The sequence below is a fragment of the Jannaschia pagri genome (assembly GCF_019655435.1).
Classification (GTDB): Bacteria; Pseudomonadota; Alphaproteobacteria; order Rhodobacterales; family Rhodobacteraceae; genus Jannaschia; species Jannaschia pagri.
Window position 1 is genome coordinate 906,669 of the sequence record NZ_BPFH01000001.1, and the last position, 24,053, is coordinate 930,721.

Annotated in this window: 22 protein-coding genes; 10 read left to right on the forward strand and 12 right to left on the reverse strand. The window is 64.4% G+C overall.

Annotation, left to right across the window (positions count from 1 at the left end):
• Nucleotides 1-5: 5 nt before the first annotated feature.
• The 5 genes from K5R33_RS04420 to K5R33_RS04440 form a co-directional block, all read right to left on the reverse strand.
• Nucleotides 6-767, reverse strand: coding sequence for an SDR family oxidoreductase (locus K5R33_RS04420; RefSeq protein WP_220747744.1), 762 nt, complete (start codon nucleotides 765-767; stop codon nucleotides 6-8).
• Nucleotides 764-1,600, reverse strand: a complete 837-nt coding sequence (locus K5R33_RS04425) for a carbohydrate ABC transporter permease (RefSeq protein WP_220747745.1) — start codon at nucleotides 1,598-1,600, stop codon at nucleotides 764-766. Before K5R33_RS04425 ends, K5R33_RS04420 begins: the two co-directional genes overlap by 4 nt.
• Before the next feature lie 4 nt (nucleotides 1,601-1,604).
• On the reverse strand, nucleotides 1,605-2,543 hold the full coding sequence (locus K5R33_RS04430) for a carbohydrate ABC transporter permease (RefSeq protein ID WP_220747746.1): 939 nt from the start codon (nucleotides 2,541-2,543) through the stop codon (nucleotides 1,605-1,607).
• A 119-nt stretch (nucleotides 2,544-2,662) separates the two neighbouring features.
• The gene (locus tag K5R33_RS04435; RefSeq protein ID WP_220747747.1) at nucleotides 2,663-3,952 is read right to left on the reverse strand and encodes an ABC transporter substrate-binding protein; all 1,290 of its coding nucleotides are present in this window, start codon (nucleotides 3,950-3,952) and stop codon (nucleotides 2,663-2,665) included.
• A 160-nt stretch (nucleotides 3,953-4,112) separates the two neighbouring features.
• Nucleotides 4,113-5,087, reverse strand: a complete 975-nt coding sequence (locus K5R33_RS04440) for a LacI family DNA-binding transcriptional regulator (protein ID WP_220747748.1) — start codon at nucleotides 5,085-5,087, stop codon at nucleotides 4,113-4,115.
• Between the two features lie 202 nt (nucleotides 5,088-5,289).
• Between K5R33_RS04440 and K5R33_RS04445 the strand changes: the two genes are divergently transcribed.
• Genes K5R33_RS04445 through K5R33_RS04485 form a run of 9 tightly spaced genes read left to right on the forward strand, consistent with a single transcriptional unit; the run spans nucleotide 5,290 to nucleotide 14,405 of the window.
• Entirely contained in the window at nucleotides 5,290-6,372 is a 1,083-nt protein-coding gene (locus K5R33_RS04445; protein WP_220747749.1) for a sugar ABC transporter substrate-binding protein, read from the forward strand.
• A gap of 60 nt (nucleotides 6,373-6,432) precedes the next feature.
• Complete coding sequence (locus tag K5R33_RS04450) at nucleotides 6,433-7,950, forward strand: sugar ABC transporter ATP-binding protein (RefSeq protein ID WP_220747750.1); 1,518 nt, start codon at nucleotides 6,433-6,435, stop codon at nucleotides 7,948-7,950.
• Entirely contained in the window at nucleotides 7,943-8,908 is a 966-nt protein-coding gene (locus K5R33_RS04455) for an ABC transporter permease (protein ID WP_220747751.1), read from the forward strand. The genes K5R33_RS04450 and K5R33_RS04455 overlap by 8 nt, the downstream gene beginning before the upstream one ends.
• The gene (locus tag K5R33_RS04460) at nucleotides 8,905-9,870 is read left to right on the forward strand and encodes an ABC transporter permease (protein ID WP_220747752.1); all 966 of its coding nucleotides are present in this window, start codon (nucleotides 8,905-8,907) and stop codon (nucleotides 9,868-9,870) included. The genes K5R33_RS04455 and K5R33_RS04460 overlap by 4 nt, the downstream gene beginning before the upstream one ends.
• A complete protein-coding gene (locus tag K5R33_RS04465; RefSeq protein ID WP_220747753.1) occupies nucleotides 9,867-10,829 on the forward strand; it encodes an SMP-30/gluconolactonase/LRE family protein in 963 nt (320 codons plus the stop codon). Before K5R33_RS04460 ends, K5R33_RS04465 begins: the two co-directional genes overlap by 4 nt.
• Nucleotides 10,826-11,728, forward strand: coding sequence for an L-threonate dehydrogenase (ltnD, locus tag K5R33_RS04470; protein WP_220747754.1), 903 nt, complete (start codon nucleotides 10,826-10,828; stop codon nucleotides 11,726-11,728). The genes K5R33_RS04465 and ltnD overlap by 4 nt, the downstream gene beginning before the upstream one ends.
• 3 nt (nucleotides 11,729-11,731) lie before the next feature.
• Nucleotides 11,732-13,003, forward strand: coding sequence for a 3-oxo-tetronate kinase (otnK, locus tag K5R33_RS04475; protein WP_220747755.1), 1,272 nt, complete (start codon nucleotides 11,732-11,734; stop codon nucleotides 13,001-13,003).
• Complete coding sequence (otnC, locus tag K5R33_RS04480; RefSeq protein WP_220747756.1) at nucleotides 13,000-13,650, forward strand: 3-oxo-tetronate 4-phosphate decarboxylase; 651 nt, start codon at nucleotides 13,000-13,002, stop codon at nucleotides 13,648-13,650. Before otnK ends, otnC begins: the two co-directional genes overlap by 4 nt.
• Nucleotides 13,647-14,405: a hydroxypyruvate isomerase family protein gene (locus K5R33_RS04485; RefSeq protein WP_220747757.1), complete on the forward strand. Its 759-nt coding sequence runs from the start codon at nucleotides 13,647-13,649 to the stop codon at nucleotides 14,403-14,405. Before otnC ends, K5R33_RS04485 begins: the two co-directional genes overlap by 4 nt.
• A gap of 13 nt (nucleotides 14,406-14,418) precedes the next feature.
• Here the strand turns inward: K5R33_RS04485 and K5R33_RS04490 are convergent, their stop codons facing one another.
• The 5 genes from K5R33_RS04490 to K5R33_RS04510 form a co-directional block, all read right to left on the reverse strand.
• Nucleotides 14,419-15,249 carry a sulfite exporter TauE/SafE family protein gene (locus tag K5R33_RS04490; RefSeq protein ID WP_220747758.1) on the reverse strand — a complete coding sequence of 277 codons (831 nt, stop codon included), beginning with the start codon at nucleotides 15,247-15,249 and terminating at the stop codon, nucleotides 14,419-14,421.
• A gap of 77 nt (nucleotides 15,250-15,326) precedes the next feature.
• Entirely contained in the window at nucleotides 15,327-16,178 is an 852-nt protein-coding gene (locus K5R33_RS04495; protein WP_220747759.1) for an alpha/beta fold hydrolase, read from the reverse strand.
• Nucleotides 16,175-17,662 carry a tripartite tricarboxylate transporter permease gene (locus tag K5R33_RS04500; RefSeq protein ID WP_220747760.1) on the reverse strand — a complete coding sequence of 496 codons (1,488 nt, stop codon included), beginning with the start codon at nucleotides 17,660-17,662 and terminating at the stop codon, nucleotides 16,175-16,177. Before K5R33_RS04500 ends, K5R33_RS04495 begins: the two co-directional genes overlap by 4 nt.
• 11 nt (nucleotides 17,663-17,673) lie before the next feature.
• A complete protein-coding gene (locus tag K5R33_RS04505; RefSeq protein WP_220747761.1) occupies nucleotides 17,674-18,132 on the reverse strand; it encodes a tripartite tricarboxylate transporter TctB family protein in 459 nt (152 codons plus the stop codon).
• Nucleotides 18,133-18,191: 59 nt separating this feature from the next.
• Nucleotides 18,192-19,145 carry a Bug family tripartite tricarboxylate transporter substrate binding protein gene (locus K5R33_RS04510; protein WP_220747762.1) on the reverse strand — a complete coding sequence of 318 codons (954 nt, stop codon included), beginning with the start codon at nucleotides 19,143-19,145 and terminating at the stop codon, nucleotides 18,192-18,194.
• Between the two features lie 131 nt (nucleotides 19,146-19,276).
• Here K5R33_RS04510 and K5R33_RS04515 point away from each other — a divergent pair, with 131 nt between their 5' ends.
• On the forward strand, nucleotides 19,277-20,284 hold the full coding sequence (locus K5R33_RS04515) for a LacI family DNA-binding transcriptional regulator (protein ID WP_220747763.1): 1,008 nt from the start codon (nucleotides 19,277-19,279) through the stop codon (nucleotides 20,282-20,284).
• A 12-nt stretch (nucleotides 20,285-20,296) separates the two neighbouring features.
• On the opposite strand, the gene K5R33_RS04520 is transcribed toward K5R33_RS04515, so the two are convergent.
• Both K5R33_RS04520 and K5R33_RS04525 read right to left on the reverse strand, forming a co-directional pair.
• A complete protein-coding gene (locus K5R33_RS04520) occupies nucleotides 20,297-21,322 on the reverse strand; it encodes an alginate lyase family protein (RefSeq protein ID WP_220747764.1) in 1,026 nt (341 codons plus the stop codon).
• A complete protein-coding gene (locus tag K5R33_RS04525; protein ID WP_220747765.1) occupies nucleotides 21,319-24,051 on the reverse strand; it encodes a tetratricopeptide repeat protein in 2,733 nt (910 codons plus the stop codon). Before K5R33_RS04525 ends, K5R33_RS04520 begins: the two co-directional genes overlap by 4 nt.
• Nucleotides 24,052-24,053: the final 2 nt, after the last annotated feature.

Consider the following 24,053-nt stretch of genomic DNA (forward strand, 5'->3'; position numbering starts at 1 on the left):
GGCCGCTACCTCAAGACGTTGCCGCCATCGACGCTCAGCGTCTGGGCGGTGACGTAGTCGGACTGCGCGCAGGCCAGGAACACGGCGACCCGGGCCACGTCCCGGGGGTGGCCCATGTACCCAAGGGGCACCGCCTCACCGACTTCGCGCTTTTTCTGGCCGGGGGCCTTGCCTTCGAACTTGGCGAACAGACCATCGACCGTGGCCCACATCGGCGTGTCGATGACACCTGGAGAAATCGCATTCACGCGGATCTTGTGGGGCGCCAGCGCCAGTGCGGCGGATTGGGTGTAGCTAATGACAGCCGCCTTAGTGGCGCAGTAATGGGCGACCAGCGCCTCGCCGCGATGAGCCGCCTGACTGGCCATGTTGATGATAGAGCCGGACTTGCCTGCCGCAACCATCGACGCCGCCGCCGCTTGCATCAGCGCATACATCGCGCGCACGTTCAGGCCGAACAGCCGGTCATATTGCGACAGATCTGCCTGCAACACATTTCCCATGTCGAAAAGCGCGGCGTTGTTGACGAAGACGTCCGGCTGAGCCGCATCAATCCAGTCGCGACAGTCTTGCAGCCCCTCGGACGATAGCAGGTCGAAGGCCCGATGCTCGGCTGGACACGCACCGGCGAAGGACTCGCCCACATCAGTAGTGAGGACGCGCGCGCCCAGTTGGGCGTAGTGTTCGGCAATCGCGATCCCAATGCCGCCATTGGCCCCTGTGACGATACAGGTCTTACCGGTCAAATCGGTGGGGGCTGCGCTCATTTTACGGCTCCGAAGGTGAGGCCCTGGACAAGCTGCTTTTGGCAGAACCACCCCAGGACAATGATCGGACCGACGGCTGCGGTGGACACGGCGGACAGGCGGCCGAAGAACAATCCTTCGGGCGCGCGGTTGCCCTCGATCAGCTTGGACAGGGTCGCAGCATCGGTGGTCGTCAGGCGCACGGTCCAATAGGCTTCGTTCCAGCAGAAGATGAAGCACAGCAGCGCGGTGGACGCGACGCCGCCCCAGGCCAGCGGGATCAGGATGTCCTTGATCTCGCCCCAGGTGGAGACGCCGTCCATCTGACCCGCCTCGATGATCTCCTTCGGGATCTCCTTGAAGTAGGTGAACAACATCCAGATCACGATGGGCAGGTTGATGAGGCTGAGCACCAGGATGATCAGGAAATGGGTGTCGAAGATCCCTAGGAAGTTCTTCGTAAGGAATGTCATCGGATAGAGAACCGCAGCCGCCGGCAGCATTTTGGTCGACAGCATCCACATCAGCACATCCTTGGTGTGACGGCTGGGGTTGAAGGCCATGGCGTAGGCGGCAGGCACGCCGACAACCAGCGTGAAAATCGTGGCGAAGACCGAGGTGATGACCGAGTTGATGGCAAAGCGCCAATAGTCGTAGTTCTCGGTCATGTTCAGATAGTTTTCCAACGTCGGCTGGAAGACGATCAGGTTCTCGGGCTTCACCGCATCGGCGTCGGTCTTGAAGCTGGTCAGGACCATCCAGAAGATCGGGAAGAAGAAGATCAGCGCCACGACCCAGGCCAAGACCGGCCACGCGATTTTGCTGAATTTGGAATGCTGTGCAACGGCGGCCATGGTCTCAGTCCATCAGGGTCTTGCCGATCATCCGCAGCAGGAAGATGGCAACGATGTTTGCAAGGATGACGGCGAAGATGCCCGTGGCGCTGGCGGCGCCGATGTTGTTGGTGGCGAATTCGCCGATCAGATAGGGCAGGTTCTTATTGCCATTGCCGCGACTGACGATCTCGATCTCGGCATAGAGCGACAGGTGGAAAATCGCTTGGATCATCACGACGATGGCGATGGGCCGCCCCAGGTGCGGCAGGGTCAGGTTGCGGAACTGGGACCAGGCGTTGGCGCCGTCGAGAATGGCGGCTTCTTTCTGCTGTTGGTCCTCGGATTGCAGCGAGGTCATGAAGATCAGGATCGCGAACGGCGTCCACTGCCAGGTCACCATGAGGATGACTGCATAGGCCGAGGTCTGCGTCGCGCGGAACGAGATCGGCGCGAGGTCGGGCCAGAGGGAAAAGAACGCCCCCAAGAACGGCAAATCCCGGAGCCCGGCAAGGATTTCGTTGATCCCCGCCACAGCCAAACCCTGGAGACCCAACACTGGGTCGAGGATCATGTTGATCCAAAGCACGGCATTCACCGCAGGCATGACGAAGAACGGCGAGATGAGCAGCACGCGGACGATCCCTCGTCCAGGAAAACTGCGATTGATCAGGACCGCGATGGCCAAACCCAGGGTCACCGTTAGGATGATGATCGAACAGACGATGAAGACCGAGTTGTAGATGGCCAGCCAGAAGCCATCGTTGTTCCACACGAACTGGTAGTTGCCAAAGCCCCGCCAGTTTTCCAGCGATGGCGTCGTCCATTCCGGGCGCCGCAAGCTGTTGAGAACGTAGCGGATGAACGAAAAGAACAGCGTCATCCCCAAGGGCACCAGCATCCAAACCAAAAGCAGCAGGACTGCGGGCGTTTGGAGCAGACGGGGCATCGTGCGGTTGGACATGGAAGGGGATCCTCGGACCGTCAGGATAAACGTCCTGACCCGATGCAGCTGGCACGGGCCTCAGCGAACGGACGGGGTTGCCGAGGGGAGCGTGCCCCCTCGGCGCTCAGCCGTACGGCTTAGTAGTAGCCCGCCTCGGACATGATGGCGTCCGCTGCGGATTGCGCGTCGGCCAGGGCCTCTTCCACGGTCTTGGCACCGGACAGGGCTGCGGCCATTTCCTGCGCGACGGCAGAGCCGACCTGCGGGAATTCCGGGATCGCGGCGAACTGGACACCCACATAGGGCTTCAGGTCGGTCGCTTCTGGCGCGGCGGATTCGATGGCGGCCATCTCGGCGTCAGCAAAGCCAGCGACGGCCTTGAACTCGTCATAGGCGTAGGTCGATGCGCGCGTGCCGGTGGGCACGGAGCCCCAGCCGAACTCAGGGTGGTTGGCGACGGCCTGGATGTAGTCCTTGGAGGTGGCCCATTCGATAAAGTCAGCCGCGGCCTCGGCGTTGGGGGACCCGGCAGGGATCGCCATGGCCCAAGCCCAGAGCCAGTTTGCCCCGACCGGGTTTCCGGCATTGGGCGATTGGGCATAGGCAACACCGTCAACCTCTAGGAAGGAGGCCGCAATGGTGGCGTCGATCCACATCCCGCACTTGCCTTCGTTATAGAGGGCGAGGATCTCGTTGAAGGAGTTCCCTTCCGATCCCGGGGGGCCGTAGGTGCCCAGCAGATCCACGTAGAACTCGATAGCGGCCTTCCATGCGTCACTGTCGAGTTGCGGGCGGAAATCCGCATCGAACCAGGCGCCGCCGAAGCTGTTCACCATGGTGGTGATAAAGGCCATGTTGTCGCCCCAGCCTGGCTTGCCGCGCAAGCACACGCCGTAGACCTCGTCAGGGTTGTGGATCGCAGCGGCGGCGGCCTTGATGTTGTCCCAGCTATCGTTGTCGGAGATGGTGACGCCGGCCGCGTCGGTCAGATCCTTGCGATACATCACCATCGAAGATTCGCCGTAGAAGGGCGCGGCATAGAGCGTGCCTTCGTGGGACAGGCCATTGCGGATCGCGGGCAGCATGTCATCGATGTCGTACTCGGCGCCGAACTCCAGCGCTTCGATCCAACCCGCAGCACCCCAGATCGGGGCTTCCTGCATACCGATGTTGATGATGTCGTACTCGCCGCCACCCGTTGCGGTGTCGGAGGTCACCTGTTCCCGCAGGACACCTTCTTCCAGGGATACCCAGTTCAGAGCGACGCCGGTTTCTGCGGTATAGGCCTCGGCGACGGTCTGCATGTTGATCATGTGGCCGTTGTTCACGATGGCGATGGTCAGCTCGGTCGCATGGCCGTCAGCCATCGCCCCAGAGGTCACACCAACGGCCGCCAGCGCGAGGGCTGACACAGTCATTTTCTTCATAATTTCCTCCCGGTTGGCAGGCGTTTGGCCTGCACATGCCGTCTAGAAAGCGATGAAATATTCATCTTCTCTAGTACGATCTTCGCTGGGAATAATACAAATTCGACGTCTTTTTCAGGCATTTTGCAAATTAGGCCCGGAAAAGTACATCTCTGTTGGATCAGGTTGTGTCCCCGACGACCAAGTCAGCCGCAAGGACGTGGGCCCTCTCAGGCCCTGCAACGGCCCCAGCCACGAACCGCGCAGCCTGGGCACCAATCTCGTACCGTGGGGTTCGGGTGGTGGTTATCTGCCGGGGCAGAGCATCTAGAAACGGCAGCCCGTTGAACCCCGCCAAGGCGACATCTTCGGGAACGGAGACACCGGCAGCCAGGCAGTGCATCAACCCTCCGGCAGCCAAATCATCGTTTGAGAAATAGATCGCATCGCACTCCGGCGCCTGGGTCAAACACGCCTCCGTCAAGGCACGGCCCAGCGGCATGGAGGAGGCCGCGTCCGCGATCCGCTCGTTCACAATGCGCGCCCCGCCCGCCTGGAGCGTTGCCTTCAAGGCGCCGTAGCGCTTGGCCGCCCGCAGATCCCCGCCGCCCTGGCTGCCCAGGTAGGCAATGTTGCGATATCCACGCGACAACAGGTGCTCGGCCATCTCCGTCCCTGCCGCTTGCTGAGAAATCCCGAAGGAGGCCGAGATCGCCGGTCCTTCCACGTCCATGATCTCGGCCACGCGCACCTCGGTCTGGGCCACGGCCCGGCGGACCGCGTCAGAGTGCTCCAAACCGGGTAAGATCAGACCACAGGTCTGCCAAGCCAGCATGTCGCGGACCAGCGTCTCTTCTTCGGCTTCCGAATACTCGGTCACGCCAAAGATGGGCCGCATGTTCAACTGCGCCAGCGCGTCGTTGATCCCGCCAAGGACGTCTGTGAACACGGTATTTTTCAAGGTCGGCAGGATGACCCCAACCATGTTGTTTTTCATACCGCGCTGGACCGACGCCAAGCGGTTGTGGATGTATCCCAGATCCGCGACGGCGTCGGCCACCCGCTTCTTAACGTCTTGGGACACATAGCCTTCGCCCCGCAAAACACGACTCACCGTCATCTGACTGACGCCCGCCGCGCCTGCCACGTCATGCATGGTTGGACGCGCTGGTTTGCCCCCCTGCGACGCGGCTTTGCTGGACGTCGATCTGGCCACCCGAACTCTCCATGTTGACTTCTGTTTACGTAACCACATATCCCCTTTGTACTACCTGTTTACGTAAACACATCTCGGGAAAGATGGACGCAGACAGGCCGGGACGGCGGGCCCCAAGCCCCGTCAGGTCAGGGAGGACCACATGAGAACACTGCTAGCAGGGACCGCGCTGGCGGCCATTACCGCGACCGCTGCCACCGCCGAAGACACCCACCGCGCCGAATGCTTCGCACCGGCCCCGGGGACATCCACCATTTCCTACGACGCCAAGGACGGCCCCTACAAAATCGCATTCGTGAACGGCTTTGCTGGAAACGACTGGCGCATCCAGGCCATCCAATCTGCCAAGGCCTGGGCCGCGCGTGCGGACAATGCCGCCAAGATTGATGAGTTTACCGTCGTGTCCGTCGGCAACGACAGCGCCGCACAGATCGCGGCCATCGATAACTTCATCGCTGCCGGATATGACGCGATCACCTTCATCGCCGTGAACCCCACCGCGTTCGAGCCGGTGATCCGCCGCGCCGACCGGGCCGGGACAATCCTGGTGCCCTTCGACAACGTGCTGGACACCGATAAGGTCGTGCAGATCAACGAAAGCCAGATGGCGCTGGGCGCGCTCAAGGCACAGACGGTGATGGATGAACTGGGGGGCGAGGCCTCGAAGATCCTCATGGTCAACGGCCTGCCTGGCAACGCCACGGATCGCGACCGCCGCCTGGGCATGATGAGCGTTCTGGAAAACGTCGAGGGGCTCGAGATTGTGGAGGTCGTCGGCAACTGGGACACCGGGACCAGCCAAAAGGTCGTGGCCGATGCCTTGGCCACCCACGGTCAGTTCGATGCCGTCGTCTCGCAGCACGGCTCTGCCGGGTCGATCAACGCCATGCAGGCCGCGGGTCATCCAATCGTGCCCATGGGTGTCGATGGGGAAAACGGCGTGCGCATATTGATGGATGAGTTGGACATCCCAGGCGTTTCGGCCAGCCAGGCGCCAGCCATGTCCGCCGTCGCACTGGAGGCAGCCGTCGCCTTGCTGGAAGGACATGCTTTGCCGCAGACCGTCTATCTGCCGATCCCACAGGTCGCGGCGGCCGATTTGGCACCGGGGGTGAACTACTTCCCGGACCTGCCCAAGTCGTTCAACACCGGCACCGGGTTTGAGGATTGCTTCGCCCCCTTCACGCCCGAGGAACTGCTGGGCCAATCGCCCGAAGACAGCTGATCCGCCCCTTCCCAGGTCGCATGCCCCCCTGGGCCTGCGACCGACGCCGCCGAGATTGACATGACAGACTTACCGACGCCGATCGTCTCGATTGAAGCGGTTACCAAGACATTTGGCGCCACCGTGGCGTTGAAGGATGTCGACTTCCAGTGCTTCCCCGGAGAGGTCCACGCAATCTTGGGGGAAAACGGCGCCGGAAAGTCGACGTTGATGAAGACCATATCCGGCGTGATCCGTCCCACGTCCGGCGTGCTGCGCGCCGGGGGCACGCCTGTGACCTTCAAGGGACCTGGCGATGCGCTGCGAGCAGGCTTTGTCTGCATGTACCAGGAACTGTCTTTGGTTCCCGATCTGAGCGTGCAGGAGAACCTCCTTCTGGGCGCACCGGGGTCCCGCCTAGGCCGCCTGGACCGCAGCCCACTGGCAACGGCCCGAGACCTGCTTGACCGAATTGACGGGCAGGACATCCGGCTTGGCGCGAAGGTCTCCGATCTGACCTTAGCCGAATGCCAGCAGGTCGAGATCGTAAAGGCCCTGATCCGAAAACCGAAGCTGTTGATCCTGGACGAAGCCACCTCGGCCCTGAATGCCTCGGTCGTGGAGAAAGTCTTCGACCTGATCCGCGCACAACGGGACGAAGGCGTTGCCGTCCTCTTCATTTCTCACCGGTTCCACGAAATCGAAGCCCTGGCCGACCGGATCTCGGTCTTCCGCAACGGTCAGCGGGTGGAGACTTTCCCCAATGGCGCCCATGACTACGCCGCAATCATCGACATGATGGTGGGCCAACGCATCGACGAACTGTTCCCGGCCAAGCGGTCCCTGCCCCAAGATGCCAAGACGGTTCTGGACGTGGCGGATTTTGCCTGGCAGCCCGAGGTCAAACCCACCTCCTTCACGGTCAAGGCAGGGCAAATCGTGGGCCTGGGCGGATTGGACGGACAGGGCCAGTCGCGCCTGTTGCAAGGTCTGTTTGGGTTGCTGAGAGGCACCGAAGGGACCCTGCGCATCAACGGCGCCCCGATCCCGACCACCGGCCCAAAAGCGGCCAAACAAGCCAACATCGGGCTGGCCTATATCCCCGAGGATCGAAAGGCCGACGGGCTGATCCAAGACCAGAGCATCATGGAAAACTTGGACCTGGCGGCCATGGGTCGGGCCGATCTCGCTGCCGGGGACGTGGCGCTCTATGCCGGGTCGCTGGATCGGTTGGAGTTGAAACATGGGGGGCTGGACCTGCCGGTCTCCTCCCTGTCTGGGGGAAATCAGCAAAAGGTCGTTCTGGCCAAATGGCTCGCGCTGGCGCCCAAGGTCCTCCTGCTCGCCGACCCGACACGCGGGATCGACGTCAAAACCAAAACCCAGATCTATACCCTCCTGCGCGAATTGGCCGATGCGGGCACGGCGATCCTGCTGCTGAGCACCGATTACGAAGAGCTGATCCATCTCTGCGATGAGACCCATATCTTCTACGATGGCGCGGTAACCCGGTCCTTGAGCGGGGACGATCTGTCGGCACAGAACATCATCGCGGCCTCCCTCAATATTCCGTCCGACGGAGGGGTTGCCCATGCGTGATTTCTTCTCCGCTTACCGGCGTGAATTGATCGCAAGCGGCGTCCTCGTGGTGCTGCTCTCGGTCTATCTCGGCACGCACCCGCGCGGCGCCTCGACATATGTGCTCACAATCTGGGCCAACCAATGCGTGATCCTGGGGCTGGTCGCGATTGCGCAGTTCTTTGCCGTGATTGTCCGGGGCATCGACCTGTCGGTGGGCGCGGTCATGGCCCTGACCAACACGCTGGCCTCGCATTTGTTGGATGGCAGCGCCGTAGCCATCGGGCTCGGCATCGTCGCGGTCCTGGTGGCGGGCGTGCTGTGCGGCTTGCTGAACGGCGCCTTGGTGGTTTTTGGCCGGATCCAACCCATCGTCGTGACCTTGGCCACGGCGTCGATCTTCGTCGGCATCGCCCTGATCCTGCGGCCGACACCGGGCGGTGCGGTGAATTACGACCTGGCCGATGCCATCACGCTCGACCTGTTTGGTGTTCCAACAGCGTTGGTGATCGTTGCAGTCCTGGTCTTTGCCTTTTGGTTGCCGTTTCGGCGCACGGGATTGGGATTGGGGCTCTATGCGGTGGGGTCTTCGGCCCAGGGCGCGTTCCAATCGGGTATGCCGGTGACCACCATTCGCCTCGCGGCCTTTAGCCTCGCCGGACTGTTCGGAGCCATCGCGGGCCTCTTCTATACCTTCGTGACAACCACGGGTGATGCGGGCATCGCGCCGAACTTCACCCTCAACTCCATCGCGGCAGTGGTGCTGGGCGGCGTCCTTCTGCGCGGCGGCACCGGCAGTCTGATCGGCGCACTGATCGGAGCCTTCATCCTCAAGACCATCGCAGCGCTGATGTTCTTTTCCGGCATCCCTTCACTGGCCCAGCCCTTGTTCGAGGGCATGATCCTCGCCGTGGCCATCGCCATCGGAGGCGCCGACATCCTGCGCGCCCGCAACCGGTTGGAGGCCTTCGGACGATGATGACCCTGACGCGGCCCCTGCCGTCCTGGATCAACCTGGAGGCCCTCCTGCCATATATCGGCACGCTGCTGCTGATCCTGGGGGCCAGCACAGCTTTTCCCCAGGTGCTGAGCCTCGACTACCTCACCCAGCAACTCCAGATCGCGGCGTTCCTGGGGGTCCTCGCCACCGGCGCGACCATCGTCATCCTGCTCGGTCATATCGACCTGTCCGTGCCTTGGACGTTGAACGGCGCGGCCATTGTGGCCACCGCCATGGCGGGGTCCGGGAACGCCGCCCTCATCGCCCTGGCCATTCCCGCCGCCATTCTGTTCGGCGCCGCCGTAGGCGCAGTCAACGGGCTGGGGGTGACGATCCTGCGCATTCCGTCGATGGTCTGGACCCTCGCCATCAACTCGATCCTGTTGGGGCTGGCTGTCCTCAATACCGGTGGCTTCAACCCCCGGGGCGAGAGCAGCGCCCTAATGTCCTGGTTGGCCACCGGATCTATCGCTGGCCTGCCGGTCTCCTTCCTGTTTTGGATGGCCGTCTCACTTGCCCTGGCCCTGGTGATGACGCGCAGCGGCTTTGGGCGATACCTAAGATCCATCGGCTATAACGAGAAGGCGGTCTACCTGTCCGGCGTTTCGACCCGCTCGGTGGTGGTGGGCGCCTTTGTGATCGCCGGTGTCTGCTCCGCCCTGGGCGGTGTGCTGCTCGCGGGCTATGCGAACCAAGCCTACCAATCCATGGGCGACCCGTTCCTGTTGCCGACCATCGCCGCCGTGGTCATCGGCGGCACCTCGATCCTGGGTGGGTGCGGCGGATTGTTTGGCACCATTGGCGGCGTGCTCTTCATCACGATCCTGAATTCGGTACTGTCCGTGGCGCAGATTTCGGACGCCTGGCGCAGCATTATCTTCGGCGCGATCATCCTGGCGATGCTGCTGTTTCAAACCCTGCGGCGCGGAGGCCGGACATGACCGACACACCAGGCTATGAGATCATCGATCCGCTGTTTGCGACCTTCCTCGACACCGACACCCCGCCCGAGGTCATCGCAGAGGGCTGCACCTGGACCGAAGGGCCCGTCTGGGTGAACGGCGGCCTCTACTTCAATGATATCCCCAACAAACGAATGATGCGCTGGACCGAGGCGGGCGGCGTCACGACGGCCTTGGCCAACAGCGAATTCGCCAACGGCAACACGCTCGACCTGTCGGGACAGATGGTCAGCTGCGAACACGGCGGGCGCCGCGTTGTGCGGCGCGCTACCCCCGAAGACTTGGACACCGCCCTGCCGCTCGCCACCCACCACGGTGGCTCACGCCTGAACTCCCCGAATGACGTAGTGGTGCGCAGCGACGGCTCGATCTGGTTCACCGACCCGCCCTACGGCATCAATTCCGACATCGAAGGCTACCCGGCAGAGCCGGAGCAGCCGGGGTGCCACGTCTACTGCCTGACGACCGACGGCACCCTGACCACAGTGGCAACGGACTTCGACAAACCCAACGGACTGGCCTTCTCGCCTGACGAAGCGAAGCTCTATGTGGCCGACTCCGGTGCGATCCGGGGGGCCAGCTTTCCGGGCATCGACTACAACCTGCCCCACCATATCCGCGTCTTCGACGTCGATGGCACGACCCTGACCGGCGGCGCCGTCTTCGCAGAGATCTACCCCGGCGTCCCCGACGGGTTGCGTGTGGATCACGAAGGCTACGTCTGGACCTCCGCCCTGGACGGCATCCACTGCCTGACGCCCGGGGGGCGCCTGATCGGTAAGATCACCCTGCCCGCCCAAACCTCGAACCTCTGCTTTGGCGGGGACGACGGCCAGACCCTGTTCATCACATCTTCCGACCGCGTCTATCGACTACGGTCCCACCGCCGCGACGCGGCCCACGTTCTGCGGCAGACCCGCAAGGAGCACCGGCAATGACCGACCAACCCCATAGCGCGCTCATCGGCCTCGGCTCCATGGGCTTTGGCATGGCGACCTCCCTCTTGCGGGGTCAGCACCGCACCCACGGCTATGACATCTCTCCAACACAGGTCGCGGCCTTCGCCGAGGCCGGGGGCGCACCTGGAGACTTGGCCGACGTGGCACCCGACGTGGACACCGTGGTGGTCGCCGTATTGAACGCGGCCCAGACCGAGGCGGTCCTGTTTGGCCCAGAGGGCGTCGTGCCCCACATGAAGGCCGGCGCTGTCGTCGTCTCCTGCGCTACGGTCGCACCTGACTTCGCCCGCACGATGGAGGCCCGCTGCGCGGAACATGGTGTACTCTACCTCGATGCGCCGATTTCGGGCGGCTCGGTCAAGGCCGCCAAGGGCCAACTCTCGATCATGGCCTCGGGCACACCGCAGGCGTTCGCCGCCGCCCGCCCCGCGCTCGACGCCATGGCCGAGACTGTCTTTGAACTGGGCGACAGCGCAGGTGCGGGATCGGCCATGAAAGCCGTGAACCAGCTTCTTGCGGGGGTCCATATCGCCGCAATGGCCGAGGCACTGACGTTCGGCATGACCCAGGGCGTTGCGCCCGACGCCTTCGTCGAGGTGATCTCCAAATGCGCGGGCACCAGTTGGATGCTGGAGAACCGCGCGCCCCATATCGTGGCAGGCGACTACACGCCCCATAGCTCGGTCAACATCTGGCCCAAGGACCTCGGGATCGTTCTCGATATCGCCAAATCGGCGCAGTTCAGCGCGCCCATCACGGCAGCCGCCATGCAGCAGTACCTGGCCGCCGCGGGCATGGGCTTGGGTGGTGAGGACGATGCCGCCGTGGCCAAGGTCTATGCCCGCAACGCAGGCCTGACCCTGCCCGGGGAGGGCTGAGCCATGGCCACCGTCCTGGGCTGCATCGCCGACGATTTCACGGGCGCGACCGATCTTGCCGGGCTGCTGGCGCGATCTGGCGTGCGGGTGTCCCTGCGCATCGGCGTGCCAGACACCCCACCCTCCGACACCGCGCCGTTCGAGGTCATAGCCCTCAAATCCCGCACAGCGCCCGTTGCCGAGGCCGTGGCCGAGACGGGCCGCGCGCTCGATTGGCTCCGCGCGGCGGGGGCGCAGCGGTTCTTCTGGAAGTATTGCTCTACCTTCGACAGCACCGCTGAGGGCAACATCGGCCCCGTGGCCGAGGCGCTCATGGCCGCGCTTGGCACGGACCAGACGATCTATTGCCCCGCCTTCCCGGAAAACGGGCGCTCGATCTACATGGGCAACCTCTTCGTCGGGGAGCAACCCCTGGCCGAAAGCCCCATGAAGGACCATCCCCTGACGCCCATGCGGGACAGCAACCTCATGCGTCTGCTGGAGCCGCAGGTGACCCGGCCCGTGGGCCTCGCCAATCACCTCACCGTGGCCCAGGGCGCCGGGGCCTTGGCGGCGCGGCTCGATGCCTTGGCCCGTGATGGTGTGGCCCATGTGGTCGTCGACGCCGTCGCCGATGCCGACCTCCACGTCATCGCCGAAGCCTGCCGCGACCTGCCCCTGATGACCGGCGGCAGCGCCGTGGCCATGCCCCTGCCCGGCCTCTACCTGCGCGACGGGCTGCTGGCCGCTGACGCCCCTGGCGTCACGGTGCCCGCCCTGGCCGACAAGGCGGTGGTCCTCTCTGGCAGCTGCTCCGCCATGACCCGCGCCCAAGTCGCGACCTATATGGCCACCGGCGCGCCCGCCCACCAACTGGACCCGCTACACCTGGCCGATCATGGGCCAGAAGCGGCTCTGGCCTGGCTCGGCGCCCAGGACCTGACCCGCGCGCCCCTGATCTACGCCAGCGCTGAGCCCGCCCAGGTGAAAGCCGCCCAGGACACCCTCGGCACCGCCCGCGCCGGTGAGGTCGTCGAGGCAGCCCTAGCCGCATGCGCCACCGCCGCCCGCGATGCGGGCGCGCGCCGCTTCGTGGTCGCGGGCGGCGAAACCTCTGGCGCCGTCACCCAGGCGCTGGCCGTGGATCGCCTCGACATCGGGGCAGAGATCGCGCCCGGCGTTCCCTGGACCTTTTGCCAATCGGGCGGCCACCCCATTGCGCTCACGCTCAAGTCGGGCAACTTCGGGGCCGAAGACTTCTTCGCCACGGCCCTTGCCAAACTGGACACCCCATGAGCCCCGAGACCGCCCTGCGCGAGCAGATCTGCCTGCTAGCCAAATCCATGTTCGACCGGGGACTGACCGGCGGCTCCACCGGCAATATCTCCGCCCGGACCGAGGATGGCGGCCTGCTGGTGTCACCCACGGGGACCAGCTTTGGGCGGCTCGATCCGGGCCGCCTGTCGCGTTTTGACGCTCAGGGAAGGCTCATCGGCGGCGACAAACCCACCAAGGAAATGCCGCTCCATTCCGCCTTCTACGACACGCGGTCCACGGCCGGGGCGGTGGTGCATCTGCATTCCTGCCATTCCGTCGCCCTGTCGATGATGCCCGATGCGGACGCAGACAACTTCCTGCCACCGCTGACACCCTACGGCATCATGAAGCTCGGGAAGGTCAAACTGCTGCCCTTCTTCCTGCCCGGCGATCCCGCCATGGGAGAGGCCGTGCGGGGACTGGCCGGTAAGCGCTCGGCGGTGATGCTGGCTAACCACGGCCCCGTGGTCGCTGGCAAGGACGTGGAGGCCGCCTGCAACGCCATCGAAGAACTCGAAGACACCGCCCGCCTGGCCATGATGTTGCGCGGGGTGACACCCAACATGCTGTCGCCCGCCGACGTCCAAGCCCTGGTGACCAAATTCAACGTGGAGTGGGACGTATGAGGTTTTCTGCCAACCTGGGCTTCCTGTGGACCGACCTGTCGTTGCCGGATGCGATCCGCGCCGCAAAGGCCGCGGGCTTCGCAGCCGTCGAATGCCACTGGCCCTACGACACCCCCGCTGCGGAGGTCCGCGCCGCCTTGGAGGAAACCGGGCTGCCGATGCTGGGCCTGAATACCTCGCGCGGCAATCCGGGCGAAAACGGCCTGTCGGCCCTGCCCGGTCGCGGCGCCAAGGCGCGGGCCGCCGTGGACCAGGCCCTGGACTATGCCGCCGCCACCGACACGGGCGCCGTGCACGTCATGGCCGGGTTCGCCCAAGGCCCCGAGGCCCATGCCGCCTTTGTCGAAACACTGACCTATGCCACCGCCCGCGCCGCCGAGGCTGGCCGGACCATCCTGATTGAACCGCTCAACCGCTATGACGCGCCGGGCTATTTCCTGACAACCACCGATCAGGCGACCTCGATCATCGCGGAGATCGGCGCGCCGAACCTCAAGCTGATGTTCGACTGCTACCACGTGCAACTGATGGAGGGCGATCTGTCCCACCGGCTAGAGGCGCTGCAGCCCCAGGTGGGTCACATCCAATTCGCGGGTGTCCCGGCGCGGGGGCGGCCTGACGTGGGTGAGGTGAACTATGCCCATGTCTTCGCCCACATCCGAGACCTGGGCTATACCATGCCCCTTGGGGCGGAGTACAAACCCGGCGGCCCGACCGAAGACACGCTCGGTTGGCTGGCGCCCTACCTCCGGTAGGGCAAACCGGGGGTCACCCCCCGGTAGCCACCGCCCAAAGCATCCGCAGCGCTGTGAGGAACAGGAACGCTGCGAAGACGAGCTTTAACCGGGTAGGGTTCAAGCTATGGGCCAGTTTGGACCCCAGTGGCGCGGTCAAAACGCTCATGGAAAAGATCAGCACCGCTGCGGGCAGGCTCACGTATCCCAGCGACAGGGGGGGTCGGTCCTCCACGCCTAGGCCAGCCCATATGAACCCGCAAACCGCCGGGACCGCGATGACGAGACCGAAGGCCGAGGCCGTTCCCACCGCCCGATGGACCGGGAATGAGAAGGCCCCCAAGACCGGCACCGACAGGGTTCCGCCCCCAATTCCCATGAGCGCTGAAAAGCCCCCTATCCCGAAGGGCAACACCCCCGCGCCCACCGGGCCGGACGGCAGCTGATCGGACACGACCAGCGTCTTTGGGATCGCCATGTTGATTGAGACGGCCAAGGCGATCACCCCAAAGATCAGCGTCAACGCGCTAGCGTCCAGGAACTTCGACAGGATGCCCCCGCCCAAGGCCCCGACAAAGATCACCGGCGCCCATCTGCGCAGCAGGTCCACGTCGATGGCGCCCCGTTTGTGATGGGACCGCGCCGACGAGATCGAGGTCGGAATGATCGTACAGAGCGACGTGCCCACGGCCAAATGCATTGCAACGGCAGGGGCGATACCCAGTGCGTCGAACAAGAGGAACAGGACGGGCACGATCACGATCCCGCCGCCCACGCCCAACAAACCTGCCAGGACACCGGCCAAGGCGCCGGTCACCAAAAGCCCAAGGGCGAGGACAATCAAAAGGGAGGGGTCGTAGACCATGTCGATACCTGCGGTCGGTTGTGCCTCACCCTTTGGGCGAGACGAAAGAAATGTCCAAGGAGAAAGCGCGTTGCGGATTAGCCCTGCGATGGGACCAGCGGAAGAACCTGCGGCAGCCACTCTGCCACGACCTGTGGCAAGACGTTCGCGTCACTGAACAGCACACCGTGCCCGGCGGTCCGCTCCCATAGGGTGGCGCGCGACAGGCGGGCCGCCATATTGCGCTGCGCCTCCAACGGGGCCTGGCCATCATGGATACCCGCGATCACCAAGGTCGGCACTTGGATCTCAGGCAGCCTTTCCCAAACGTCGTGGCGGGCGCGGGCCTCCAACAGACGCGCATATCCGCCGTGGGCGATGGACGACCGGGCAAACGCTGTCTCAAAGGTCACACGCGCGGCCAGGCGCGCGGCATAGGTGTCGGGCGCATCCATGGCTAAGTCGGTCACCCGTTTGTCCAAGATCGCCAGGGCATGGGCCGCAGCCTCCGCACGGCTCAGGCGCAGGAACTGCCGGATGTCATAGGACGCGCCGCCCGCACCGCCCGCTGTCGCCGAGGACATGACCAATGCCTGCACCCGGTCGGGCGCCGCCAGAGCCAGGTGCAGCGCCGTCATGCCGCCAAAGCTCTCCCCGACGACCACGGCCTTGTCCCAGCCCATCGCATCCAGAACCGCGATGGCATCTTGTGCGTAGTCTTCCATGGTCCAATCGCCGGGGGGGAGGTCCGACTTGCCGATCCCGCGCGGCTCGTAGGTTACAAACGGCCCAAGCTGTGTCAGGGGCGACGTACGGACCTCTGTCTTCAGGTCCAGATCGAAGTTCGACCCACCCAGAAACAACACATTGGGACCGGGTCCATTGGTTTGCTGCCACGACCGCACGGTCAGGCGCGCGGTCGGCAGAAATTCAGGCCCGCGATCCGTCATTGAGCCGCCCGCGACGCTAGGACAGCCCGCACCAACGGCAACGCCAGTGCCACCAAGGACACGATGGCCAGAACCAGGGCAATGGGGCTTTCGAAGAAGGCGAAGAAGTTTCCGTCCTTGAGGATCAACCCCTGTCGCAGGGTCAACTCCAACGTGGGGCCCAGGACCATCCCGATGACAAGGGGCGCCATGGGGATGCCCTGTCGGCGGAGGAGAAAGCCCACAACGCCCGCCACGCCCATCACGATCAGATCGAACGGGTTTCCGCGGACGAAATAGATGCCGAGCGCGCAGAGGATCACGATTGCGGTCATCATAAAGCCTTCGCGCATGCGCAGGATCGGCGCCGCGACCCGCGACAACAGCAATCCAAGCGGCAACAGCAGCAGGTTGATCAGGAAGAACCCCGCGAAGATGGCCGCAATCAGGGTCGGGTTTTCCTCGACCAGGCGTGGACCGGGGGTGATGCCATGCAGGGTAAGGGTGGCCAGCATGACCGCCGTGATCGCATCGCCGGGGATACCCAGCGCCATGGTCGGGACCAAGGCCCCGCCGGTGACAGCGTTATTTGCAGCCTCTGACGACACGATGCCATCGGGTTCTCCGGTTCCGAAGGCCTCCTTGTTAGGCGACGACCGCCGGCCCTCGGCATAGGAAATGAAGGCCGCCGTGGCCGCCCCTGTTCCGGGGAGCACGCCAATGACGTTCCCGATCACAACCGACTTGCCCAGGTTCCGCAGCCGCCCGCGCCAGGCCGAGAGCTTCGGCAGGATGACCCCGCGAAAATCGACCAGTTCCGACACGCCCGTTGGCTTGGCGCTGGCGCGGACGAAGACCTCGGACAGGGCGAAGACCCCGATAACCACGGCCAGGAGGTTGAACCCCGAATAGAGCTGCCAGATGTCGTAGGTAAAGCGGAACTCCCCGATGATTGGATCGCCTCCGACCGTGGACAGGAAGATCCCGATCATTCCCGCCAGCAGGCCCTTGATGACGGAGCCTGTCGAGACGGAGACGATGCAGGTCATGCCCAACAAGATCAGGGCAAAGGTCTCAATCGGTCCGAAGTTCAGCGCAAAAGCGGCCAGGTAGGGCGCGGCGAAAACCAGGACCACCGCTGATACCAGGCCCCCAATGACCGACGCCACCGTTGCCCAGCCCAGGGCCAGCCCCGCATCCCCCCGTTGTGCCATGGGATAGCCGTCTAGGCAGGTCGCGGCCGATTGGGGCGTGCCCGGTGTGTTGATCAGGATCGCCGAGATCGACCCGCCGTAGACAGACCCCGCATAGACCGCGAGCAGCAGCAAAATCGCCGAGGACTGCCCCATGGTCAGTGTGAAGGGCAGAACGATGGCCACGGCGACGGTGGACCCGATCCCCGGCATGGCGCCCAGGACGATCCCCAGGATGGTCCCGAAAATGAGAACCAGGATGCCCTCCAAACTGAACAGCAGCGCGAGGGCATCGGGCAGATGCGACAGCATGAGTCAGGTCCTCAGAACAGATAGGTGAAGGGCGAGGTCGGCAGCGGCATCCCCAGACCGTGATTGAATAGGGCCACGAGACTGCCGGGCACGGCCAAGGCATAGACACCGACGATCGCCGGATGGCGGATGCCGAAGATCGGCAGCACGACCAGGGCCAGCCCGACCGAGCACAGGAAAAACCCGTAGGTCGTGATCAAATTCGAATAGATCACCACGGCCAGGACCAGGATCGCCAGGCGCAGCAGACTATGGGGCCGTGACTGCCCGTCGGTGGTGCGTAAGGATTGGACCAGCGCGAGCCCCGCAAGACCGATCCACAGGGACAAGACAATCCGGGGGAAGAACATCGGGGAATGGGCGGAACCCACATCCGAGAAGGTCTGTCCCAGCGTCGAGAGATAGAGCGCGCAGCCGATGGCAAGCACACCAAGTTGTACGAGCACCGGCTCGCGGGTGAACGCGCCCATGACGACCCCTCCCCATGTGGTGGAGATGGCCCGACCGGCGGGCCATCCGTAGGCTGCGATCAGAGACCGGCAGCCTCGATCAAGGCGCCATTGGCCTCGTACTGGGCGCGGAAGAAGGCGTCGAACTCCTCCGGGCCGCGATGGTTGATCACGGTGCCGGAGTTGGCCGCGAACTCCTTGAAGCCGTCGGAGCCCACCGCCGTCTCGCAGGCCTCCGCCAGGGCGGCGACGGTTTCTTCGGGCACACCGGCAGGGGCAAACAGACCACCCCAGAGATACAGCTCGTTCAACGGGGGCTCGATCCCCACTTCGCTGGCCGTTGGCGTGTCGGGATAGCCCTCCAGACGCTCATCGTTGAACACCATCAGGGGACGGAAGTCGCCACGGCTCAGCAGGATTTCGGTGTCGCCGAAGAACTGGATGGTCCCTGCCGTAAGTTCCTTGACCGCGGGGCCGGAGCCTTGGAACGGCAGATGCCGGATCTTGTCCAGAACGCCCATACCCGCAAAGGCGGCGACGGTGGTCAGATGGGTCATCGCACCCGGACCGGAGGAGCCGAAGACGTATTCGCCCGGCGCGCCCTCGATGGCGGCGACGGCCTCTTCCATGGTTTGGAAGGGGCTGTCGTTGGGGACAATCAGCATGGTGGGTGAGGCCGCGACGGAACAGATCGGCGTCCAGCTATCCACGCCGTAGGGCACGTTCTTGATCTGCGGCTGGATGGTCGACACCGTGATCGAGAAATACCCAAGCTGGTAGCCATCGGGCCGCTGCCCTTGCAGCGCCGAGGCCGCCACGGTCCCGGATCCGCCCGCCATGTTCGACACGAAGACATCGCCACCGATGGCCTCCTCGAAGTGTGGGGCCAATCCGCGCAGCAGCAGATCGGTGCCCCCGCCGGCGTTAAACGGTGCGATCATATTGATGGGACGCTCGGGGAAGCTATCTGCGATGGCAGCGCCAGCGACACAGGTTGCGGCCACGGCCATGCCGAGGGTTGCTCTGATGTTCATTATTTCCTCCCAGATAGAACTCAGATTTTTTGTTTGGTAACGTTGTCATCTGAAAGACAACGTTGTCAATCCACTTTGGTAACGTTGTCATCCGGGTGGGTTTCGGTATCCTGCGGCGTAGGAGGCGACCCATGACATCACCAAAACGGACCGAGCGTGTGACCCTGAAAGACGTCGCACGTGTGGCTGGGGTTTCGGACATCTCGGTCTCACGCGTGATGCGGCGGGCGCCAAACATCTCGGACGGGCTGCGCGACAAGGTCATACAAGCGGCCAACGATCTGGGCTACACCCCGAACCGGTTGGCCGGGGCGCTCAAGACAGCCAATAGCAATCTTGTTGCCGTCGTAGTCCCATCGATGTCCAACGAGGTCTTTCCCGAAGTTCTGGATGGCATCGACAGCGTGCTCTCCGCCAACGGGCTCTCGGCGGTTTTGGGGATCTCGAAATACGACCCCGACCGCGAGGTAGAGGCCGTGCGCGAGTTGTTGGCCTGGTCCCCAATGGGTCTGATCCTGACGGGGCTGAATGCCAGCGCAGCGGTGACCCGCATGGTCGAGGCCCAGGGCATTCCGGTGGTGCAGATCATGGACACGGACGGAACCGCGATCCAATCGGCCGTCGGAATCTCCCATTCTGCTGCGGGGGCGGCTGCGGCGGACTTTCTGTTGGACAGGGGCTATGGCGCGCCGGGCTATGTCGGCGCTTGGGGCGAACGACCAGCGCGGTCGCGCATCCGACGGGAAGCCTTCGCCGCCCGCCTGGCAGAGCGCGGCGCACCGCTCCAAGGCTATAAGATCCTGCCGGGGCAATCCTCCGCACCTTTGGGCGCCGAGGCCCTGGCGAGCCTCTTGTCGGAGCATCCCGGCCTCGACAGCGTGTTTTTCGCCAATGACGACCTAGCGGTTGGCGCGTTGTTCCACTGCATGGCCAATGGCATTCGCGTGCCCCAGGACCTGGCGCTATTGGGCTTCAACGGTATTGCCATTGGCAGCGCGACGCCCACCAAACTGACCAGCATCTCAACCCAGCGGTTCCGCATGGGGGTCGAGGCGGCGAAACTGCTGATCGACAATGATCCCGACAGCCCAAAGACCGTGGACCTGGGCTTTTCCTTCACCGATGGCGCAAGCGTCTGACGGCGAGAGCCGTCAGCGCCACAACGCGGTCAGGTCGCCGCCCAGCTTGGAATACGACAGCGGGCGCAGCGGGGCGGCCACGGCGTCGGCCCTGGGATCGGCCCCAAGGGACAGCCAAGGTTCGATCCAAGCCAGCTGGAAGGGACGGACGCCCTTCCCTTGGACGGCGGTCTGAGGCTGGCCCGTGCGTTGCTGACTGCCCCGCCCGCCATTTTGAACCTCTGACAAGGTGAAGTCGACGACACGCCCCAGGGCACCGTCACATCGCCCGCGCAGGTCTATGCCGTGGGGCTTCAGGATAGCGGCCGTTGTCACCAGGGGCGCGACGGCGTGTAGTTGGTAGTGCATGGCCCGGTGCGCGCGGGACATCTCCTGCGGTAGGGCGCCTTCGGCGTCGGCGCTACACATCACATAGGCCGTGGACCAAGCGGCCCACCCCCGCGAGATCGGGTCATCCGCAACATCCGCTGTCGCGGCTGCGCCGAGCGCGGCCCAGGCCCGCAGGTTGCCACTGGCGGCGCCGTCGGAGGCGGTTTCCCAAAAGACCATCTGGTCCTCGACGCGGCGTGCCAACCAATCGGCCACCTCTTGCTTGTCCGCGCGGCGGCCCGCGTGGGGCCAGGCCTGCCGCGCAACAAGCGCCAAGCCGGACAGTCGCGACCCGAGGGTCAGAGCAGCCGTCTCGCTGTCGATGGACGCGAGCGCGTCGGCCCGGGCCCATTGCGCCAGTTGAGCCATGGCGCAATCGGCGCGGGCGGTGACCGTTGTGCGGTCCTTGTCGTGATCAACCAGCTTAACGAGCGCGCTGATGAAGTCGTCCACGGGGTCGAGCGCAGCCTCGGCTTCGGCCTCGGCCTCCGGGTTCAACTGCGCGCGCGTGGCGTCGCTGCCCGCATAGCGAGACGGGAAATCGAGACCAAGGACCGGCGGAACCTCGGCCAAGCAGTTCGGCCCCATGGCCTGGGCTTGCGTAGGGGAGCCAAGGGCCGCAGCCGCCATCACAGCCGCGACCGCCGCGTAATGGGTTGCCCGGCTCACAGGCCAGACCCCAAGCGCAGCATCTGAGCCAGCGACGGCGCCCGGGTTTCACCCAGGTCGGCGGCGCGATCCAGCCAGATCAGCGCCTGATCGGGATCCCGCAGCGCGGCAGGTCCCATGCCTTGCAACAGACCCAGTTCCACCATCGCACCCGGATGATCGGCCCGGGCGGCTTGGCTCAGCCAGTCGACCACCAACACCAGATCCGATGCCGTTTCGGCCTGATCGCGCAAGTGCAGCGCGTATTCGAACGCTGCCGAGGCCTCGCCCGTCCGCGCGGCTCGTTCCAGGACAGGCGTCATATCCAACTGCGCCGAGACCAGGGCCCGCACGGCGGGGGGGGACGCGCGCCAGGATTGCAGCACGGAGGTCGCATCGACGGTGCGCGCGTTCACCAACTCATCCAGATGCGCGACAGCGCGTTCGGGATCATAGGTTTCCAGATCCGGGTCAGAGGTCAGACGGAACAGCTCCAATGCCGCGCCGGGGTCGCCTTCGGCCTGGGCACGGGCGGCCACATCAGCGGGGTCCGGCGCCCGGCCAATCGCGTATTGCGCCATCTGACGGTCGCTCAGCCGCAGCTTGGACAGCACATGCCCACCCTCGATCTGCAAGCCGATTTGACGCCAGTGGTAGCTCATGGCCATGTCACCACGGATCGCATAGGCATCACCCAACTCTTCCGCGTCTTTGATCCCGCAATTCATCAGCGACACGGCCCGGTCGATGTAGTCGTCCAGTTTGGCCGCCGGGATGTAGGGGATGGCATACATCAAGGCCAGGAAGTCGCCACGCTTCTCGATGACGTCTGCAAACTGCGCATAGACATCCTCCCCGGGACGACCCGTCAGGCGCCACAGAAGCCGGATCGCGGCCCCTTCTCCCCGGTTTCCGGCCATGGTCAGCAAGGTGACGATCTCATCCGCGATATGGGGATCGCGGCTGTTGTGCTCGGTCAAGGCGATGGCCAGGTCGAGGGCCGTGGTCACCCCGTTGTTGAGGTAGACACGCCGGAACAACTCAACCGACAGGTCGCGCAATTCTGGACTGGTGGCCAGTTCGAACTCCAGTTCAGAAAAGGCCTCCAGCGCCTGATCGGACCCGTTAAGGCGCCCAGCCCAAAACCGCAGTGCGGCATCGGGCAGGTTCGACTCCTGTACCCGCTGCACATGGGCCGCCAGCATCGTCGTGCGCCCTTGCAGGGCTTGGCTCTGGATCTTGGCGATGGCCTCCGGCTCCCGATAGGGGTCGAGCGCCAGAAGATCCGTGGCCGAAATCGTCACCGACGCATAGTCGGAGGCGTGATAGGCTTCGGCCCAATGGCTGGCTTCGGCCATGCGCGGGGCGTCGTTCACCTGGCAGCGGTAATGTCCGTCCAGCAGGTGCATGGACGACGCCATGCCGTGGCGCGACACGGTTTCCATTAACAGGCTGACGGCGCGATCCGTGCGCCGCGGGTCATCACGGTACCGCATCAACATCCGGGCCAGCATGGCCATGCCGTCGCCATCGCCGCGGGCCACGGCCTTTTCCAGCAGTTCCATGGCCTCGGCTTCACCGGCCCAGCGGCCGCGGCGCACTTGAACCTCCTGGGCGAGGCGCGTGAACACGCTGCCGGGGGCCTCGGGCATCTCTGCAATTTCGCGCAAGTAATCCAGGTAGAGACCGTCTTCGTCCGCCTCCATCCCATCGACGTTGATGATGAGGTCGAGATAGGGCGCGACCGAGCGGCGGGGACCAGCCTTATCCTGGCTGTGGTTGAACCCGACGATGGTCAGCAAAACCTCTGGCGTAACCGCACCGCTTTCCAGCAGGGCCTCCGCCTCGCTGTCCGATGGACGGCGTCCAAGGTTCGCGGCCACGGTCAGGTAGTGGCGCAATTCTTCGTTGTCTTTGGCGGCGGCGGGGGCATTCAGGTGGTGTTCCACAATGCGCCAGGCGGCATCGGCATCGCCCATGTCGGCGGCAAACTTGCGCCAGGCAAAGGCCAGTTCCGCATCGGCGGCCACGACTTCGCCGCGCTCGTATTCCTGGGCAATGCGTTCGGCACGGCGGCAAATGCCGTTGTCCAACGCCCCCAAAACGCCGCCCATGGCCATGCTGATCGTCAGATCCAGCGGCGCGTCCCATTGGTCGATCATCTCGCCCCGGATTTCCATCCGGGCGATCTCTAGCAAGGCACCGGGACTACCGGCATAGGCCGTCTCACGGAGCAGCTCTTGTCCATAGGCCGGGTCCGGCGCGACCCCGATCCCGTCCAGGTAGAACTGAGCCAGAGCGATGCGTTGACGGTGGGCCAGGGCTTCGGCGCGCTCACGCAGGGAGGGAACCAGACCCGAGGCGACAAGCTCCTCGGGGCGACCAGCCGCCAAATGCAAGTCGATCAGCGCCAGGATACCGTCCGCATCCGAAAAGCGGCTGTCGACCTCGACCCGCCGCTCGATCAGGGCGGCGATAAAGGCGAACTCACCCACCGGGTCGGTGCGCAGCAGGTTGCGAATATCGCGCCGCAGATATCGCGCACGGTCCTCGTCGGTCAGCTCATCATCCAAACCCTCGACGTCCAGGTCATCCTCCCGCTCGGCGAGGCGCGGGAAACAGGCATCAGGGGCCAACGCGGCAGGTGGGGCAAAGCGCAGGACAGGCGGCGTGGATTGGGCCTGAGCGGTTGGCGCGAGGGTCATGGCGGCCAGAACGGTGCAGGCCAACAGGTTGAACCGGGTCTTCATCT

Coding starts and splice junctions, on each gene's coding strand:
- K5R33_RS04485 (WP_220747757.1), top strand. CDS start 13,647: ATGAGGTTTTCTGCCAACCTGGGCTTCCTGTGGACCGACCTGTCGTTG.
- K5R33_RS04490 (WP_220747758.1), bottom strand. CDS start 15,249: ATGGTCTACGACCCCTCCCTTTTGATTGTCCTCGCCCTTGGGCTTTTG.
- otnC (WP_220747756.1), top strand. CDS start 13,000: ATGAGCCCCGAGACCGCCCTGCGCGAGCAGATCTGCCTGCTAGCCAAA.
- K5R33_RS04495 (WP_220747759.1), bottom strand. CDS start 16,178: ATGACGGATCGCGGGCCTGAATTTCTGCCGACCGCGCGCCTGACCGTG.
- K5R33_RS04430 (WP_220747746.1), bottom strand. CDS start 2,543: ATGTCCAACCGCACGATGCCCCGTCTGCTCCAAACGCCCGCAGTCCTG.
- K5R33_RS04435 (WP_220747747.1), bottom strand. CDS start 3,952: ATGAAGAAAATGACTGTGTCAGCCCTCGCGCTGGCGGCCGTTGGTGTG.
- K5R33_RS04425 (WP_220747745.1), bottom strand. CDS start 1,600: ATGGCCGCCGTTGCACAGCATTCCAAATTCAGCAAAATCGCGTGGCCG.
- K5R33_RS04515 (WP_220747763.1), top strand. CDS start 19,277: ATGACATCACCAAAACGGACCGAGCGTGTGACCCTGAAAGACGTCGCA.
- K5R33_RS04450 (WP_220747750.1), top strand. CDS start 6,433: ATGACAGACTTACCGACGCCGATCGTCTCGATTGAAGCGGTTACCAAG.
- K5R33_RS04455 (WP_220747751.1), top strand. CDS start 7,943: ATGCGTGATTTCTTCTCCGCTTACCGGCGTGAATTGATCGCAAGCGGC.
- K5R33_RS04465 (WP_220747753.1), top strand. CDS start 9,867: ATGACCGACACACCAGGCTATGAGATCATCGATCCGCTGTTTGCGACC.
- K5R33_RS04500 (WP_220747760.1), bottom strand. CDS start 17,662: ATGCTGTCGCATCTGCCCGATGCCCTCGCGCTGCTGTTCAGTTTGGAG.
- otnK (WP_220747755.1), top strand. CDS start 11,732: ATGGCCACCGTCCTGGGCTGCATCGCCGACGATTTCACGGGCGCGACC.
- K5R33_RS04445 (WP_220747749.1), top strand. CDS start 5,290: ATGAGAACACTGCTAGCAGGGACCGCGCTGGCGGCCATTACCGCGACC.
- K5R33_RS04440 (WP_220747748.1), bottom strand. CDS start 5,087: ATGCATGACGTGGCAGGCGCGGCGGGCGTCAGTCAGATGACGGTGAGT.
- K5R33_RS04505 (WP_220747761.1), bottom strand. CDS start 18,132: ATGGGCGCGTTCACCCGCGAGCCGGTGCTCGTACAACTTGGTGTGCTT.
- K5R33_RS04525 (WP_220747765.1), bottom strand. CDS start 24,051: ATGAAGACCCGGTTCAACCTGTTGGCCTGCACCGTTCTGGCCGCCATG.
- K5R33_RS04510 (WP_220747762.1), bottom strand. CDS start 19,145: ATGAACATCAGAGCAACCCTCGGCATGGCCGTGGCCGCAACCTGTGTC.
- ltnD (WP_220747754.1), top strand. CDS start 10,826: ATGACCGACCAACCCCATAGCGCGCTCATCGGCCTCGGCTCCATGGGC.
- K5R33_RS04420 (WP_220747744.1), bottom strand. CDS start 767: ATGAGCGCAGCCCCCACCGATTTGACCGGTAAGACCTGTATCGTCACA.
- K5R33_RS04460 (WP_220747752.1), top strand. CDS start 8,905: ATGATGACCCTGACGCGGCCCCTGCCGTCCTGGATCAACCTGGAGGCC.